The 15,279-nt window shown below is 74.2% G+C and carries 14 protein-coding genes; 4 read left to right on the forward strand and 10 right to left on the reverse strand.

Annotated features, from left to right (window positions below; all coding sequences use genetic code 11):
• Positions 1-54 precede the first annotated feature (54 nt).
• Genes ACQEWB_RS18475 through fabG form a run of 4 tightly spaced genes read right to left on the reverse strand, consistent with a single transcriptional unit; the run spans position 55 to position 4,205 of the window.
• Entirely contained in the window at positions 55-894 is an 840-nt protein-coding gene (locus tag ACQEWB_RS18475) for an SDR family oxidoreductase (protein ID WP_432832283.1), read from the reverse strand.
• Positions 891-2,444, reverse strand: a complete 1,554-nt coding sequence (locus ACQEWB_RS18480) for a class I adenylate-forming enzyme family protein (protein ID WP_432832285.1) — start codon at positions 2,442-2,444, stop codon at positions 891-893. Before ACQEWB_RS18480 ends, ACQEWB_RS18475 begins: the two co-directional genes overlap by 4 nt.
• On the reverse strand, positions 2,437-3,375 hold the full coding sequence (locus ACQEWB_RS18485; RefSeq protein ID WP_432832287.1) for an aromatase/cyclase: 939 nt from the start codon (positions 3,373-3,375) through the stop codon (positions 2,437-2,439). The genes ACQEWB_RS18480 and ACQEWB_RS18485 overlap by 8 nt, the downstream gene beginning before the upstream one ends.
• A 44-nt stretch (positions 3,376-3,419) precedes the next feature.
• Positions 3,420-4,205 (reverse strand): 3-oxoacyl-ACP reductase FabG, encoded by a 786-nt coding sequence (gene fabG, locus ACQEWB_RS18490; RefSeq protein ID WP_432832290.1) that lies wholly within the window; start codon positions 4,203-4,205, stop codon positions 3,420-3,422.
• A 190-nt stretch (positions 4,206-4,395) separates the two neighbouring features.
• On the opposite strand from fabG, the gene ACQEWB_RS18495 reads away from it, so the two are divergent.
• Entirely contained in the window at positions 4,396-4,839 is a 444-nt protein-coding gene (locus ACQEWB_RS18495) for a nuclear transport factor 2 family protein (RefSeq protein ID WP_432832292.1), read from the forward strand.
• A gap of 178 nt (positions 4,840-5,017) precedes the next feature.
• On the opposite strand, the gene ACQEWB_RS18500 is transcribed toward ACQEWB_RS18495, so the two are convergent.
• The 6 genes from ACQEWB_RS18500 to ACQEWB_RS18525 form a co-directional block, all read right to left on the reverse strand.
• Positions 5,018-5,287, reverse strand: coding sequence for an acyl carrier protein (locus tag ACQEWB_RS18500; RefSeq protein ID WP_432832294.1), 270 nt, complete (start codon positions 5,285-5,287; stop codon positions 5,018-5,020).
• A 26-nt stretch (positions 5,288-5,313) separates the two neighbouring features.
• Positions 5,314-6,585: a ketosynthase chain-length factor gene (locus ACQEWB_RS18505; RefSeq protein WP_432832296.1), complete on the reverse strand. Its 1,272-nt coding sequence runs from the start codon at positions 6,583-6,585 to the stop codon at positions 5,314-5,316.
• The gene (locus ACQEWB_RS18510; RefSeq protein ID WP_432832298.1) at positions 6,582-7,850 is read right to left on the reverse strand and encodes a beta-ketoacyl-[acyl-carrier-protein] synthase family protein; all 1,269 of its coding nucleotides are present in this window, start codon (positions 7,848-7,850) and stop codon (positions 6,582-6,584) included. The genes ACQEWB_RS18505 and ACQEWB_RS18510 overlap by 4 nt, the downstream gene beginning before the upstream one ends.
• 85 nt (positions 7,851-7,935) lie before the next feature.
• The gene (locus ACQEWB_RS18515; RefSeq protein ID WP_432832300.1) at positions 7,936-8,730 is read right to left on the reverse strand and encodes a thioesterase II family protein; all 795 of its coding nucleotides are present in this window, start codon (positions 8,728-8,730) and stop codon (positions 7,936-7,938) included.
• Positions 8,727-9,527, reverse strand: a complete 801-nt coding sequence (locus tag ACQEWB_RS18520; RefSeq protein WP_432832303.1) for a cyclase family protein — start codon at positions 9,525-9,527, stop codon at positions 8,727-8,729. The genes ACQEWB_RS18515 and ACQEWB_RS18520 overlap by 4 nt, the downstream gene beginning before the upstream one ends.
• Positions 9,528-9,834: 307 nt before the next feature.
• Positions 9,835-10,653, reverse strand: a complete 819-nt coding sequence (locus ACQEWB_RS18525) for an AfsR/SARP family transcriptional regulator (protein ID WP_432832305.1) — start codon at positions 10,651-10,653, stop codon at positions 9,835-9,837.
• Between the two features lie 253 nt (positions 10,654-10,906).
• Between ACQEWB_RS18525 and ACQEWB_RS18530 the strand changes: the two genes are divergently transcribed.
• From ACQEWB_RS18530 to ACQEWB_RS18540, 3 genes are all read left to right on the forward strand, one after another.
• Positions 10,907-11,062 (forward strand): hypothetical protein, encoded by a 156-nt coding sequence (locus ACQEWB_RS18530; protein WP_432832307.1) that lies wholly within the window; start codon positions 10,907-10,909, stop codon positions 11,060-11,062.
• Complete coding sequence (locus tag ACQEWB_RS18535; protein ID WP_432832309.1) at positions 11,059-13,554, forward strand: TOMM precursor leader peptide-binding protein; 2,496 nt, start codon at positions 11,059-11,061, stop codon at positions 13,552-13,554. The genes ACQEWB_RS18530 and ACQEWB_RS18535 overlap by 4 nt, the downstream gene beginning before the upstream one ends.
• Positions 13,555-13,661: 107 nt before the next feature.
• The gene (locus tag ACQEWB_RS18540) at positions 13,662-15,155 is read left to right on the forward strand and encodes a SagB family peptide dehydrogenase (RefSeq protein ID WP_432832311.1); all 1,494 of its coding nucleotides are present in this window, start codon (positions 13,662-13,664) and stop codon (positions 15,153-15,155) included.
• Positions 15,156-15,279: the final 124 nt, after the last annotated feature.

Raw genomic sequence — 15,279 nt, forward strand, 5'->3', positions numbered from 1 at the left:
CGCGTCACTTCCGTTCGGCGTGGCACGCGTCAGTGGGTGGTGGGCGGCGCCCGTTCAGAGCAGGCTCAGGCCGCCGTCCGCGGTGAGGGTCTGGCCGTGGATCCAGGCCGCCTCGTCGGTGCAGAGCAGGGCGACGGTGTCGGCGATGTCCTCGGGGCGGGTGAGGCGGCCGGCCGGGGTGCGGGCGGCGAGGATCGCGGCAGCCTGGGGGTTGGGGGTCGCCGGGCCCTTGTCGACCTTGGCCGTGGAGACCGCGTTGACGGTGATGCCGCGGCCCGCGAGCTCGACGGCGAGGTAGCGCACCAGGCTCTCCACGGCGGCCTTGGCCAGACCCTGGCCGGTGTAGCCGGGGATCACCGAGCGGGCCCCGCTGCTGGAGACGGCGACGATCCGGCCGGGCCGGCCCGCCATCGCCTCGGCCAGCAACGGCGCCGCCACCAGCAGCGGTTCGACGCCGGCGGCGATGTCCGCCCGGACGTGCGCGGGGTTCGCGCCGACGGCCGGGCCGGGGTGCCAGGAGCCCGCGTTGTGCACGAACACGTCGAGCCCGCCGTGGTCGGCGCGCACCCGGCCGACCAGTTCCCGCAGCTCCTCCTCCCGCGTGACGTCGGCCCGCACGGCGACCGCCCCGCCCTTGAGCGGCGCCAACTCGGCCAACGCCCGCTCGGCGTCCTCGGCGCTGTGTGCCCAGTTGACGACCACCTGGGCCCCGGACGCACACAGCTTCCGGGCAACCGCGAGCCCGACCCCCCGGGTGGCCCCGGTGACGACGGCGACCCGCCCGTCCAGCCGGAGGCCGCCGACCGCGGAATCCCGGGCCGCCCACCGCTCCGCCCCCGCGCCACCGGCCGCCGAGCGGCTCTCCGCCCGCCGGTCCGGCCCGGCGCCGCTCATGACGCCCTCCTCACCCTGGCCGCCAACTCCTCGGCCAGCACCCGTCGTTGGATCTTCCCGTTGGCCGAGCGTTCGATGGCCGGCACCGGCTGTACGTGGTGCAGGTGCTGGTAGTACGGCAGGTGTTCCTCGACGTACGCCCGCAACTGCTTGACCGCGAGGTCGGGTTCGGGGGCCCCGTCGGCCAGGACCACCAGCGCGGCGGCCACCGCGCCGTGCGCCTCGTCCGGCAGGCCCAGCACGACCGTCTCGCGCACCAGGGGGTGCCGGGCGAGGACCTGCTCGATCTCGGAGGGCGCGACGAGGAAGTTGTCGCACTTGAAGACGTCCCGCAGCCGGTCGACGACGAACAGCCGCCCCGACGCGTCGATCCGACCGACGTCCCCGGTGGTGAACCAGCCGTCCGCGTCCGTCCCGGAGCCGTCCGGCCGCCCCAGGTACCCCTTCATCACCTGCGGCCCGCGCAGCTGGACCTCGCCGGAGGCCCCCACCGGCAGCACCGCACGCGTCTCGGTGTCCACGATCCGGCACTCCGTCCCGCGCACCGGCCGCCCCACGGAACCGTGCACCGGCGCCCCGGGATCGTCGCTGTGGGTCAGCGGGGAGGTCTCCGCGAGGCCGTAGCCCTGGAAGACCGGGACGCCGAAGCGTTCGGTCAGCGCCCGCGCGGCGGCCACCGGCAGCGGGGAGCCGCCGGAGGCGATGTGCCGTACGGAGGTGAGCCGCAGCCCGTCGGGCGCGGTGGCGGCGAGCCGGGCCAGCCGGACCGGCAGGCTGTAGAGGTGGCTGGCACCGGCCCGGTTGGCCGTGTGCACGGCGTCCACCGGGTCGGGTGCCGGGCACAGCACCTGCGTGGCACCCGCGTGAACCGCCGAGTTGAGGTGCATCGGGTGGTACGTCGGCAGGTGGTTGACCGTCACCGAGGCGCCGTCGAGCAGGTGGGCCTCGGCGATCTGGGCCGCGTTGGCGGTCAGGTTGCGGTGGGTGAGCCGGACTCCTTTGGGCAGTCCGGTGGTGCCGCTGGTGAACTGCACGCAGGCCACGTCGTCGAGGTCCGGCGCGGGCCGCGGACCGGAGTCACGCCGACCGGCGTACCGCTCGACCAGCCCGGCGAGGGACTGCACCCCCGGCACCGCGCCCTCCGCCGCCGGCCCGATCACGAACACGTGCGCCAGGTGCGGCAGCCGGTCGAGCAGCGGGTGGAGCCGGGCCAGCAGTCCGGCGTCCACGAACGCGGCCCGCGCCTCGCACAGGGCCAGCACGTGCAGCAGGCCCTCCTCGCGCAGCAGCGGGTTGACCACGGCGGTGACGTGGCCGGCCCGCACGGAGGCGTAGTAGGCGACCGCGAAGTCGGGGTCCAGCACGGAGGCGACCGCCACCGCCGCCCCCGGCTCGGGCAGCAGCGCGTCGAGGGCGGCGGCCACCGCGTCCACCCGCTGCTCCAGGCCGGCGAAGTCCAGGCTGCGCTCCCCCGCCTCGATCGCGGTGCGGTCCGAACGCGTGCGAGCCGCCTCTGCGACCAGTCCGTCCAGCCGCGTCGCCTCAGCCACGGCGCGCCTCCGCGTACTGCTTGGCGTGGCCGAGGGTGGCGCGGCTGTTGGTGCTCAGGGCGTCCCGTACGAAGGTCTTCGCGTCCTCGACGGTGGCGTCCGCACCCAGGATCTTCGCGATGTTCGCGGTGTTGATGGTCACGGTGTGCTGCGAGGACGCGGCCACACCGTCGGCGGTGTCGGCGAACGTCCAGTAGCCGGTGTGCAGGGTCATCAGCGCGGGCAGCGTGACCTGCTTGTAGGCGATCTTCTGATGCGGGAAGGTCACCCGGTACGACTTCGTGGTGTGCGTCGAACCGTCCTTCGCACGGGTGTCCATCTCCAGCGACTGCAGCCCCGGGGTGTCCTCCTGAAGCCGCACCGTCGCCACGTGCGGCAGCCGCTCGGACCACCGGCCGGCCTCGTTGATGAAGTCGTAGACGTCCTTGGCCGAGCCCGCGACGTGCACGGTGTCCTCGAAGGAGAAGGTCACATCCTCCGCCGCGTGCGCGAGTTCGACGTTCTGCTTCAAAGCCGCCAGCTCCGAGCGGGAGTTGCGGTCGACGGCCTCCTCGATCCAGGCCAGCCCCCCGGGGTCGTCGCCGATGGCACGGTAGTCGTGCAGCAGCCGCACCCGGGACTCGCCCGGTGAGAGCGGCTCGATGATCCAGGTGCCGCCCATCGCCGCCACCGGCGGCGTGCTGACCTCCTGACGGAAGGTGATCCGCAGCCCCTCGGGGTCCAGGGTGCGGCGCGAGGTCCAGTTCTTGGCCTCGCCGTTGGCGGTCGCCCAGATACGGATACGCTCGCTGTCGCCGTCCTGTTCGACCTGGTCGACGTAGATGGTCGGCGGGAAGATCCGCGGCCAGTTGCGGACCTCGGCGATCAGCCGGTAGACGGCCCCGGCCGGCGCCGAGGCAGTGATCGCGTGCTCGACCTCACGGATGGTCATCGTGAACTCTCCTCAGAAACAAGGGACTTGGGACAGCCGTAGGCTCAGAAGTTGCCGAGACCGCCGCAGACGTTCAGGGCCTGCGCGGTGATGGAAGCGGCGGTGTCCGAGGCCAGGTAACCGACCAGACCGGCCACCTCCTCCGGCGTCGAATACCGGCCCAGCGGGATCTTCGCCTGGAACTTCGCGAGGATCTGCTCCTCGGTGGTCTCGTACGCCGCGGCGTAACCGGCCCGCACCCGCTGTGCCATCGGCGTCTCCACATACCCGGGGCAGACCGCGTTGACGGTGATGCCGGTCGGGGCGAGCTCGTTGCCCAGCGCCTTGGTGAAACCCACGACACCGTGCTTGGACGCCGAGTAGGGGGCGCCGAGCACCACACCCTGCTTGCCCGCCGTGGAGGCGATGTTGATGATCCGGCCCCAGCCGCGCTCGCGCACCCCGCCCTTGCGCAGCACGGCGCGGGTGAGCAGGAAGACGCTGTTCAGGTTGGTGGCGAGGACGTCGTTCCACAGCTCGTCGTCGAGGTCCGCGGTGACGCCGCCGCCGGACCGGCCCGCGTTGTTGACCAGCACGTCGATCCGGCCGTACCGCTCGACGGCGGTGTCGACGAGGGCGGCCACGCTCTCCGGGTCGCGCACGTCGGCGGTGGCGCCGTCGGCGTCGTAACCCTCCTCGCGCAGTTGCTTGACCGTCAGTTCCACCGTCTCCGCGGTGCGTGCGCAGATGAACACCGCCAGTCCGGCCCGGCCCAGCTCGCGCGCGGCGGCGAGCCCGATGCCGCTGGTGGCGCCGGTGATCAGGGCGACCTTCCGCTCCTTGCCCGTCATGCCCGTTGCTCCTCTCGAGTCCTCCGTGGTGACCGGCCCGAGCATGCGCGTCCCGTCTCGACCCCGGACGGAGCCCCGCTCGGGCCGGTCCGGTCGACCGCTCCTCCAGAGGGCCGCGAGGGCCCGGACCCACGATCGGCAGCGAGAAGCCAGGAGTTCACCGGAGTTCACCGGCCAGAGAGGACCACCCATGACCGTGACGGACGAGGCGGCCGCCCCCGGCGCCGCGGCGCTGTACCAGCAGGTCCAGCAGTTCTACGCCCGCCAGATGCAGCTGCTCGACGACGGGCGGGTGGCCGAGTGGGCGCTGACCTTCACCGAGGACGGCGTCTTCGCCGCCAACGCCCACCCGGAGCCGGCCGCGGGGCGCGCCGCCATCACCGCGGCCGCCGCGAAGGCCACCGAGGAGTACGCGGCCAAGGGCGTGCAGCGCCGGCACTGGCTCGGCATGGTCTCCGTCGAGCCGGGCACCCGGAACCGGGTGAACGCCCGCTGCTACGCCCTGGTCATCGAGACCCCGCGCGGCGGCCAGGCCGCGATCCGGGTCAGCACCCTGTGCGAGGACCGGCTCGTGCACGACGGCGCCGACTGGCTGGTCGAGCACCGCCAGGTCACCCGCGACGACCTGGTCTGACCCGGCCCCACGGCCCCTTCGGGGGCCCGCGAACCGACTGCCCCCGCCTTCGTCCCCCGCCGGCGGGGGCAGTCGTATGCCCGTACGCCCCACCCGGCCCGTGTCCCCTCCGCCACACCCGAACGCGCCGGCCGCGGCACCCCCGTCGGGTGCCGCGGCCGGCCTCGCGTCGCTCGGGTCAGGCCGCGCGGACCTCCGCCCCGGCCAGCGCCTCGTTGATGAACTCCAGCAGCAGCCGCGGGGTGCTCGCCTCGGCGACCGTGTCGTCCGACAGCTGGATGTCGTAGTCCCGCTCGATGCGGCCGGTGGTCTGCAGGACGGCGAGCGAGTCGTAGCCCAGCTCGTCGAACGGCGTGTCCAGGACGTCCCCGTCGAGGTCGATCGTCTCGTCCTCCCCGGCGCATTCGCGCAGCAGCGCGGTCAGGTCTTCCAGGGTCATCTGTGCCATCTCCCTTGTTCCCCTGTGGTGTTCTCTCACTTGCCGTCCGGCGCCCGTACCACGGCCGCCGCGTTGAACCCGCCCACGCCCCGGGCCAGCACCAGTGCGGTGCGCACCTCGCGGCGCTCCCGCGGGCCGCCGGTGACCAGGTCCAGCTCGACGCCGTCGGCGAGCCGGTCCGGGTCCACGTGCACGGTCGGCGGCAGCACCGAGTCCCGCAGGGACAGCAGGGCCGCCGCCAGGTCGAGCGAACCGCCGCCCGCGTACAGGCGGCCGGTCATGGTCTTCGGGGCGGTCACCGGGACGCCCCGGGGCCCGAAGACGGCGGTGATCGCGTCGGCCTCGGCCCGGTCGAGGGCGGGCAGTCCGGCCGCGTCCGCGAAGACGACGTCCACCTCGCCGTGGTCCATGCCCGCGTCGGCGAGGGCGAGTTCGACCGCCCGGCGCAGACCGGGCTCACCGCCGGTGCCGGGCGCCGGGTCGAACGTGGCGGCGTACCCGGCGAGTTCGCCGTACACCCGCGCCCCGCGCGCCCGTGCCGACGTCGCGTCCTCCAGGACGAGGATCGCGCCGCCCTCGCCGGGTACGTGCCCGCCCGCCCCGGCCTCGAAGGGCAGGTAGGCCCGCTCGGGGTCGTCGGAGGTGCTGAGCCGGCGTCCGGCCAGCTGGGCGGCCCAGCCCCATGGACACAGGGCGCCGTCGACGCCGCCGGTGACGATGAGGCTGCTGCCCCGGCGCAGCTGGCGCCGGGCCTGCGCGACCGCGTCCAGGCCGCCCGCGCCCTCGCTGACCAGTACCCCGCTCGGGCCGCGCAGCTTGTGCCGGATGGAGATCTGGCCGGTGTTGACGGCGTAGAACCAGGCGAAGGACTGGTACGCGCTGACGTACTGGCCGCCCTTGGACCACAGCGCCTCCAGCTCGCGCTGGCCGAACTCGAAGCCGCCCGCGGAGGCGGCGGTGACCACGCCGGCCGCGTACTCGGGCAGCGCGGCGATGTCGACGGCGCTGTCGTCGAGCGCCTCCTGGGCGGCGACCAGCGCGAGCCGGGTCATGTGGTCGGTCTGCGGCAGCAGCCGGTTCGCGATGTGCTCGGCCGGGTCGAACCCCGGTACCTCACCGGCGAGTCGGGCCGGGTAGCCGGTGGCGTCGAAGCGGGTGAGCGGGCGGATGCCGCTCTCGCCGCGCAGGGTCGCCGCCCACCAGGCGCCGGTGCCGAGGCCGTTGGGCGCGGTGACGCCGATGCCGGTGAACACGGCGGTGGTGACCGGGGCCTGTGCGCGTTCGCGCACCGGGGTCACGGTGGTCATACGGGCCTCCTCTCGGGCCGGGTGAGCACCATGGCGCTCTGGAAGCCGCCGAAGCCGCTGCCGACGCTGAGCACCGTGTCGATGCGGCGCTCGCGGGCCTGGAGCGGGGTGTAGTCGAGGTCGCACTCCGGGTCCTGCTCGTGCAGGTTGGCGGTGGGCGGGACCACGCCGTGCTCGATGGCGAGCGCGCTGGCGGCGACCTCCAGCGAGCCGATGGCGCCCAGCGAGTGGCCGATCATCGACTTGATGGAGCTGACCGGGGTGGCGTACGCGTGGTCGCCGAGGCTGCGCTTGAAGGCGGCGGTCTCGTGCCGGTCGTTCTGCTTGGTGCCGGAGCCGTGCGCGTTGATGTAGTCGACGGCGGTGCCGTTCAGGCGGGAGTCGTCCAGGGCGACCCGGATCGCCTCGGCCATCTCCGCGCCGTCCTTGCGCAGCCCGGTCATGTGGTAGGCGTTGCAGCGGGAGGCGAACCCGGCGATCTCCGCGTAGATGTGCGCGCCCCGGGCCCGTGCGGCGCCGAGCTCCTCCAGGACGAAGACGGCGGAGCCCTCGCCGAGCACGAAGCCGTTGCGGGAGGCGTCGAAGGGCCGGGAGGCGGTCTCCGGCGAGTCGTTGCGCGGCGAGGTGGCCTTGATGGCGTCGAAGCAGGCCACGGTGATCGGCGAGATCGGGGCGTCGGTGGCCCCCGCGACCATCACGTCCGCGGTGCCTTCCCGGATCAGCTCCACGGCGTGCCCCACGGCGTCGAGCCCCGAGGTGCAGCCGGTGGAGACCACCGAGGCGGGGCCCTGGGCGCCGACGGCCCAGGCGACCTCGGTCGCGAAGGAGCTGGGCACGAAGTGGTCGAACAGGTGGGGTACGGCGTACTCGTGGTCCACCAGCCACTTGGCGCCGCCGTCGCTGACGACCGCGTACTCGGTGTCGAGGCTGGTGGTGGCGCCGACCGCGCTGCCGATGGTGATGCCGGTCCGGAAGGGGTCGGCCGCCGCCAGGTCGAGCCCGCTGTCGGCGACCGCCTCCCGGGCGCTGACCACCGCGAACTGCGCCGCGCGGTCCATGCGGCGCACCTCCTGCGGGGTGAGCCCCTCGCGCACGGCGTCGAAGTCGGCCTCGGCCGCGATCCGGGAGCGGAACGAGGAGGCGTCGAAGTGGCTGATGGCCCGGGTCGCGGTGCGCCCGCTGGTCAGCAGGGACCAGAACTCCTTGGTGCCGACCCCGCCCGGAGCCACCACCCCGATGCCGGTGATGACCACGCGCCGCCTCATCGCTGCCTCCCTCGTCGGTGTCCGGTGTCCGCCGCGGGGCGGCGGGGATGCTGTCCTGTCACGTGCTCACGACCTCTCTGTGCCGTCACGCCGCGGGCGCTTGCCGCTCGGACGACCTTGCCCGCGTCCCCTGGACCCCGGCTCGACTCGTGGTGGCGGGCAGCCGCTCCAGCTCCCGCCGCAGCAGGTCCGGCAGCGCCTTGTCGCGTACGAAGAGATGGCCGCCCTCGACCAGCCGCAGCCGGAACCCGCCCGCCGCGAACCGCTCCCACTGGGCGACCCCGGCGGGCGGCGCGACCGGGTCGTCGCGGCCGGCGAGGGCCAGCACCGGTGTGCGCAGGGGGGTCCCGGCGCGCCCGATGAGGTCGCGGGCGAGCCGCAGGTCGTCGCGGAGCCGGGGCAGCACCCGGCGGCGGAACAGGCCGCCGTTCAGCTCGTCGTCGGCCGCGGAGGGCGGCAGCACGCCCTGCCGGACCAGCAGCCGCAGCAGTGGCTCGTCCGGCAGTTCGGCGCTGTGCGCGAGCGGCGAGCGCAGATGCGGCGGCAGCACCGCGCCGATGGCCACGGCGAGCGGCGGCGCCCCCGCGGCCTCCCTCGCGGCGGCGAAGCTGTAGGCGACCAGGCCGCCGAGGCTGTGCCCGTACAGCGCGTACGGGCGTCCCTCGGTGACCGCGGCCGCCACCTCCAACTCGGCCAGCAGCGCGGCCCGTTCGGTGATCCGGGGCTCCCGGGCGCGGGCGTCGCGCCCGGGGAGCAGCACCGGCACCACCTCGGCCGCCGTGCCGAAGCGGGCCTGCCAGCGCGCGAAGGCGGAGACGCCGGCGCCGGCGTGGTGGAAGCAGAGCAGCAACGGCGGCCGGCGGCCGTCCCCCGCGCTCACTCCTGCACCAGCGCCACGGCCCGGGTCCAGCCGGCGCCGGCGCCGGCGATCTTCACGGGGAAGGCGGCCACCTGGAAGCCGAAGGGGCGGGGCAGGTCGCCGAGGCCGGTCAGGCGCTCGATCTGGCAGTACTCGCGGCGCCGTCCGGCGAAGTGCGCGGGCCAGAGCACCGAACGGTCGCCGGTCTCCTGGAAGGTGCGCAGCATGTGCCCGAAGGGGGCGTCCAGGCTCCAGGCGTCGGTGCCGATGACGCGGACGCCGAGGTCGAGGAGGAAGTCGGTGGCGGGGCCGTCGAGTCCGGCGAAGTCGGTGAAGTAGCGCTGGGTGCCGACGTGTCGGGAGGCACCGGTGTGCAGCAGCACGATGTCGAGGGGCTCGGGCCGGTATCCGATCCGGGCCATCTCCTTCTCGATCCGTTCGACGCCTATGGTGCCGGTGCCGGCCTCGGTCACGTCCAGCACGACGGCCGGGCGCAGGAACCAGTCCAGCGGCATCTCGTCGATGTGCCGGGGCCTGCCGTACTCGCCGGTGGAGCCGTAGTGCGAGGGCGCGTCGACATGGGTGCCGGTGTGGCTGGTCAGGGTCAGCGTGTCGAGGGAGAGCAGTTCACCGCCGGGCAGGTCGGCCGGGTCGAAGTCGATCCCGAAGTGGGCCTTCATCTCCTCGGCCATGTGCCGGGCGCCCTCGGCGGGCGTCATGATCTCGTGCACCACGGGGTCGGGCTCCCAGAAGGAGGCGTCGATCGGGGACGAGAGATCGATGATCCGGGTACCCGGCGAAGCAATGGGAACGGGCAAGGCGGACAAGGCAACCCCCAGGGCCGGTCGGTCGGGCACGCGGCCGGTTCGGACCGCGCGGGGCACCTTGACCGCGGCCGCTGGACGACGGGTCGAGTACGGGTGGGGCGCAGACGTGCGGCCCCGCTCCGGCCGGGGGGAACGGCGGAGCGGGGCCGCGGGGGGGACCCGGCAGCGGGATGCCGGGCGTCATGGTGCCGTGGGGGGATTCACGGGGGTGCATGAGGCCGGTTCGGTTGTCGTGTTCTTGCTGTTCTTCCTGTTCTGCTGTTCTGCTGTTCTTCCTGTTCTTCCTGAGGTGGTTTTCCTACGCGGCGAACAGGTCCAGCACGCGCCGCCGTTCGGCTCCGTCGTGGTCGAGGGCCGGGTCCGCGGAGAGCACCGCCTGCTGAAGCCGGCGCAGCCGCGGCGAGGGCTCCAGGCCCAGTTCGTCGACGAGCCGGCCGCGCAGCCGCTGGTACACCTCGAGCGCCTGCCAGGGGCGGCCCGAGCGGTACAGCGCCACCATCCGCTGGGCGTGCAGCCCTTCGTGCAGCGGGTGCCGGATCGTCAGCTCGCTCAGCTCGGTGAGCAGTCCGACGTCCCGGCCGAGCCGCAGATCGGCCTCGATGCGCCGCTCCAGGGTGTTGAGCCGGCTCTCCTCCAGCCGCGCCAGCTCGATCTCCAGGATCGGGCCGACCCGTACGTCGACCAGGGCGGGCCCGTGCCACAGGGCGAGCGCCCGGCCGAGGTACTCGGAGGCGGACTCGTCGTCGCCGCGCTCGAAGGCGTCCCGGCCGACGGCGGCGAGCCGGTCGTACTCGTGGATGTCCACCGAACCGGGCTGGAGTTCCAGCAGGTAGCCGCCGTGCCGGGTGATCAGCACCTCGCGGGAGACCTGGGCCGAGCTGGTGCCGTACGCCGCGACGAGCTTGCGGCGCAGCTGCAGGATGTACGTCTGGAGCGTGGTGAGGGCGCTGCGCGGCAGGTCGTGCCCCCAGATCTCCTCCATCAGTGTCGGCACGGGCAGCACCTGGTTGGCATGGACGGCGAGCAGGGCCAGGATCTGGCGGGGTTTCGCCGCGGTCGGAACGACTGACTGGCCGCGTACTTCGGCCGTCAGCGCTCCCAGCGCCTTGATTTCCATGATTCCCTCCGTTGTTTCCCCTCCGGGTCCGCAGGGACCGGGGCCGGCCATGACCCCTCGGGGCCCTACGACCATCACCCGGGCGGCCCGCCCGTCACCAGTGCCGGCATCCCTGACCCGCAGTGGATCCCTACCGGCGCGAACCGTGAATTCCTCACATGCCGAGTCGTGATGGCGGCACTGTTCCGGACCGCCCCCGGCCGAAAGACTTCGGGGCATCGGACAGCGCACGTTCACCACACAGGGGGTAGCGATGAACGGCAACACCATCCAGTACGGCGACCCGGTCGACGGCTTCGTGGTCGAGGAGCTGGCACAGGACATCACCGACGAGAACAGCATCTGCATCTGCTGGATCACCGCCCTGCACGCCCCGCAGCACGACTCCGCAGCCGTGGCCGCCCGGTGACCGCGGCCGTGCGGCCCGGCACCCGCCCCTACCTCGGCTTCAAGCCCCATCTGCGGGTGGAGGCGGTACCCGGCGAGGCGGCGTACCTGATCTCCGAGCGGCGGGTGACGGCGCTGCACGGCACGGCGATCTCCCATCTGGCGCCGCTCCTCGACGGCACCAGGGACCTCGGCGCGCTGCGTGCGGCGTGCGCGGACCGGATCCCGGACGACCAGGTGGAGCGCCTGGTCGCCGGGCTCGACCGGGCCGGGCTGCTGCACCGCGCCGGGGCCCGCCCGGCCGACCCCGGCCGGCGCGCGCAGGAGGCGTACTGGGAGCTGGCGGGCCTGGAGGCCACGGCGGCCGCGGACCGCCTCGCCACCTCGACGGTCCGCGTCCTCGGCGTCGGCCCCGGCGACGACGGGCCGCTGCGCACCGCCCTCACCGCGGCAGGCCTCGTCCTCGCCCCGGACGGCACTCCGGCCACCCTCACCCTCGTCCTGTGCGACGACTACCTCAACCCCGAACTGGCCCGGGTGGACGAGGAGTTCCGCGCCGCGAACACCCCATGGCTACCGGTCCGCACGGCGGGCCGGGAGCTCTGGGTGGGGCCGTTCTTCGGCGTGCCCGCGAGCACACCAGGAGCCACGCACACGGCCCGGCCCGCCGGCACACACACCGACTCGCTCGACGGCACGCCCTCCGGCAACTCCGCCGCACAGGGCGCCGCCCCCGCACCCCCGGTCGGCCTCTGCGCGGCCGGCACGCACACCGAATCACTCGAGGGCACGCCCTCCGGCAGCTCCGCCGCACAGAGCGCCGCCCTCCCATCCCCGGTCGGCCCCTGCTGGAGCTGTCTCGCCGACCGGCTGTGGCGGGGGCGGCAGGCCGAGGCGCATGTGCAGCGGCTGTTGGGGCGGCCGGGGCCCGCGCCGCGGCCCGGCTGCTCGCTGCCCGCCGCTCGTCTCGCCGGGCTGCAACTGGCCGTGCTGGAGGCGGCCAAGTGGCTGGGCGGGCACCGGGACGCGCATCAGGCGGCGCTGTGGACGCTGGACACGCTGACCCTTCAGGGCACCCACCATCCCGTGGACCGCCGCCCGCAGTGCGCGAGTTGCGGGGACCCTGGGCTGGTGACGCGCCGGGTACGGCGGCCCGTCGTCCTCGAACCGCGGCCCAAGCGGGACGTGTCCGGCGGCGGCCACCGCTCGCTGTCGCCGCAGGAGATGCTGGCCCGGCACGGCAGGCTGGTCGACCCGCTCACCGGCCTGGTCGCCGAGATCCGGCGGGACCCGCGCGGCCCGGAGGCCCTCAACTGCTTCCACGCCGGGCACAATCCGGTGGCCGGCCCGTCCGGCCTGGACGCCCTGCGGGCCGGGCTGCGGCACACCAGCTCCGGCAAGGGCGTCACCGCCCTGCACGCCAGGGTGAGCGCGCTGGGCGAGGCGCTGGAGCGGCACAGCGGCTTCCTCCAGGGCGACGAGCCGGTCCGGCGCGGCCGGTACGCCGACCTCGCGCCCGAGGCCGTGCACCCCGACGCCGTGCAGCTCTTCCACCCGCGTCAGTTCCGCGACCGCGACCGCTGGAACGCGGGGCACGCCGCCGTCCACCGGGTCTGCGACCCCTTCGACGAACGGGCGGAGACCGACTGGACGCCGGTCTGGTCACTGACCGGGCAACGGCGGCGACTGCTGCCCACCGCGTACCTCTACTACAACGCCCCGCAGGCCCCCGGCCGGACCTACTGCTGGGCGCACTCCAACGGCACCGCCGCCGGCGCCACCCTGGAGGACGCCGTATTGCAGGGCACCCTGGAGCTGATCGAGCGGGACGCGGTCGCCCTGTGGTGGTACAACCGCACCCGCCAGCCCGGCATCGACCTGACCACGGCCACCGACCCGTACGTCGGCCAGGTCGCCGAGCTGCACCGCCGACTCGGCCGCGAGATCTGGGCGTTGGACCTCACCTCCGACCTCGGCGTGCCCGTGGTCGCCGCGCTGTCCCGCCGCACCGACCGCCCGGCGGGCCGGGGCCAGGACATCGTGCTCGGCTTCGGCGCCCATCTGGACCCCGGGGTCGCGCTGCGCCGCGCGCTGACCGAGCTGAACCAGATGCTGCCACCGGTCGTGGAGGCCACCGCGGACGGCACGGGCTACGGCTGCTCGGACCCGTACGCCCTGGACTGGTTCCGTACGGCGGCCTACGAGGACCTGCCCTATCTGCGCCCCCGCGCCGACGCCCCCGTGGTCACCGACCGCCCGGCGCCGACCGACGACGTGACCGCGGACGTGGCGCTGCTCGAAGGCCGGCTCGCCGCGCGCGGACTGGAGCTCATGGTGCTCGACCAGACCCGGCCCGACGTGGGGCTCGCGGTGGCCCGGGTGATCGTCCCCGGACTGCGCCCGCACTGGGCACGGCTGGCCCCGGGCCGCCTGTACGAGGTGCCGGTGCGCCTCGGCCGGCTGGCCGCGCCCCTCTCCTACGAACAGCTCAACCCCGTACCGCTCTTCCTCTGAATCACATCGGCCCCGCGCGACTCCTCATCACGGGTTACCCGCCCGCCGCGTCCCGACCGTGTTCCGCGAACCCGCGGAACCCTCCCCCGACTTGGACGGCCCTTCGCATGCGTATCGACCAGCTCGCCGGCTCCGAACTCGCCGAACTGTGGTCCCTGCGCGAGGACGTGCTGGTCGAGCACGAGGAGCCGGCGGCGGCCGGGGAGGAGTGCCCGGCGGTCACGCTGCGGACCCGCTGGGGCGGTATCCGCATCGAGCGGCCGGGGCGGGAACTGGCCGAGCTGCTGCGCCGGATGACGTTCGGCCCGGTCACCCCGGCCAACGTGGTCCCGGGTTTCCCGGCCGTGCTCGCCATGGCGCACGCCGTGCCGCCCGAGGCCAAGGAGGTCGTCGAGGGCCTGGAGCGGGTGGCGCACTGCGTGGTGCGCACCCTGGCGCTGGGCGGCACCCCGCTGCTGTCGGTGGTGCCGGTGGCCCGCGACGCGCGCTTCGCGCCGCGGCCGCTGGCACCCGGCCGGGCCCGCCGGATGTCCCGCTTCGCGGTCCTGCGGGCCACCGCCGACGGCATGCGCCTGGAGTCCCCGCTGGCCCGCCACCGGGTCGAGGTGCGCCATCCCGGGGTCGGCTGGCTGATCGGCGAACTCGGCGGCCGTGAGGGCGAGTTGCCGGGCTCCGGTCCGGCGCGGCCGTTCGGGGACGAGGTGGTCGAGGCGGTGCACGTACATCTGGCGGCGGCCGCGATGGTGGTGTGCGCGGACGGCACCGGCCCCGGCGCGGGCTATCCGGAGGACGGCGACCCGTCCCTGCTGGCCTGGTCGCCCACCGATCTGTTCACCCACACCCGCAGCCGGCTCGGCCGGCACGACGACGACTTCGGCATGACGTATCCGCTGGCCGGCCGCGTCCCGGCGCAGCCGCCGGTCAAGCCCTCCCCCGGCGGCACGGCCGTCCTGCTCGACCGGCCCGACCCGGTGCGGCTGGGGGCTTTCGACCGGCCTTTCGCGGACGTTCTGGAGGGCCGTCGCTCCACCCGCCGGCTCGCCTCCGAGGGCCCCTCCCTCGAACAGCTGGGCGTGCTGCTGCACCGCGCGGCCCGGGTACGGGCGCTGCTGCCGCCCGCGGCCACCGACCCCACCGGCGGTCCGCGCACCGCCCGCCCGTATCCGAGCGCCGGGGACAGCTACGCCCTGGAGATCTATCTGATCGCCGCGCGCTGCCCGGGGCTCGCGCCGGGCCCGTACCACTACGACCCGCTCGGGCACCGTCTGGAGCCCGTGGCCGGCGACCCGGACGCCGTCCGGGACCTGCTGGCCGGCGCCTGCACCGCGGCGGGGCTGGCCGAACCGCCGCCGCTGCTGGTGGTGTTGACGACCCGGATGCTCAGACTGGCCGCCCAGTACAGCGCGGTCGCCTACACCAACGCGCTGAAGGAGGTGGGCGCGCTCCAGCAGACCTTCTATCTGACGTGCTCGGCGATGGGCCTCGGCGCCTGCGCGCTGACCGCCTCCGACCTGGACGCGGCGGCGCGCGCGCTCGCCCTGGACTGGCTGGTGGAACCCAGTGTGGGGGAAATCGTCCTGGGACTTCCCGACGGGAACTGAATTCCTGTCAATTACCGGAAATTAATTGGCGTTTGAACAATCACGGTTTGTCAAACTCCATCCACCCGCCGCGGCTTGAAACCGACTATGCTCACTCGGACTCAGGACGCCGCTTCCATGGGGG

Origin of the sequence: Streptomyces sp. CA-249302, from assembly GCF_050936785.1 — a bacterium.
Classification (GTDB): Bacteria; Actinomycetota; Actinomycetes; order Streptomycetales; family Streptomycetaceae; genus Streptomyces.

Excerpts from the sequence above, each read along its gene's own strand:
- ACQEWB_RS18475 (WP_432832283.1), bottom strand. The coding sequence starts at position 894 with ATGAGCGGCGCCGGGCCGGACCGGCGGGCGGAGAGCCGCTCGGCGGCC.
- ACQEWB_RS18485 (WP_432832287.1), bottom strand. The coding sequence starts at position 3,375 with ATGACCATCCGTGAGGTCGAGCACGCGATCACTGCCTCGGCGCCGGCC.
- fabG (WP_432832290.1), bottom strand. The coding sequence starts at position 4,205 with ATGACGGGCAAGGAGCGGAAGGTCGCCCTGATCACCGGCGCCACCAGC.
- ACQEWB_RS18495 (WP_432832292.1), top strand. The coding sequence starts at position 4,396 with ATGACCGTGACGGACGAGGCGGCCGCCCCCGGCGCCGCGGCGCTGTAC.
- ACQEWB_RS18500 (WP_432832294.1), bottom strand. The coding sequence starts at position 5,287 with ATGGCACAGATGACCCTGGAAGACCTGACCGCGCTGCTGCGCGAATGC.
- ACQEWB_RS18505 (WP_432832296.1), bottom strand. The coding sequence starts at position 6,585 with ATGACCACCGTGACCCCGGTGCGCGAACGCGCACAGGCCCCGGTCACC.
- ACQEWB_RS18510 (WP_432832298.1), bottom strand. The coding sequence starts at position 7,850 with ATGAGGCGGCGCGTGGTCATCACCGGCATCGGGGTGGTGGCTCCGGGC.
- ACQEWB_RS18525 (WP_432832305.1), bottom strand. The coding sequence starts at position 10,653 with ATGGAAATCAAGGCGCTGGGAGCGCTGACGGCCGAAGTACGCGGCCAG.
- ACQEWB_RS18530 (WP_432832307.1), top strand. The coding sequence starts at position 10,907 with ATGAACGGCAACACCATCCAGTACGGCGACCCGGTCGACGGCTTCGTG.
- ACQEWB_RS18540 (WP_432832311.1), top strand. The coding sequence starts at position 13,662 with ATGCGTATCGACCAGCTCGCCGGCTCCGAACTCGCCGAACTGTGGTCC.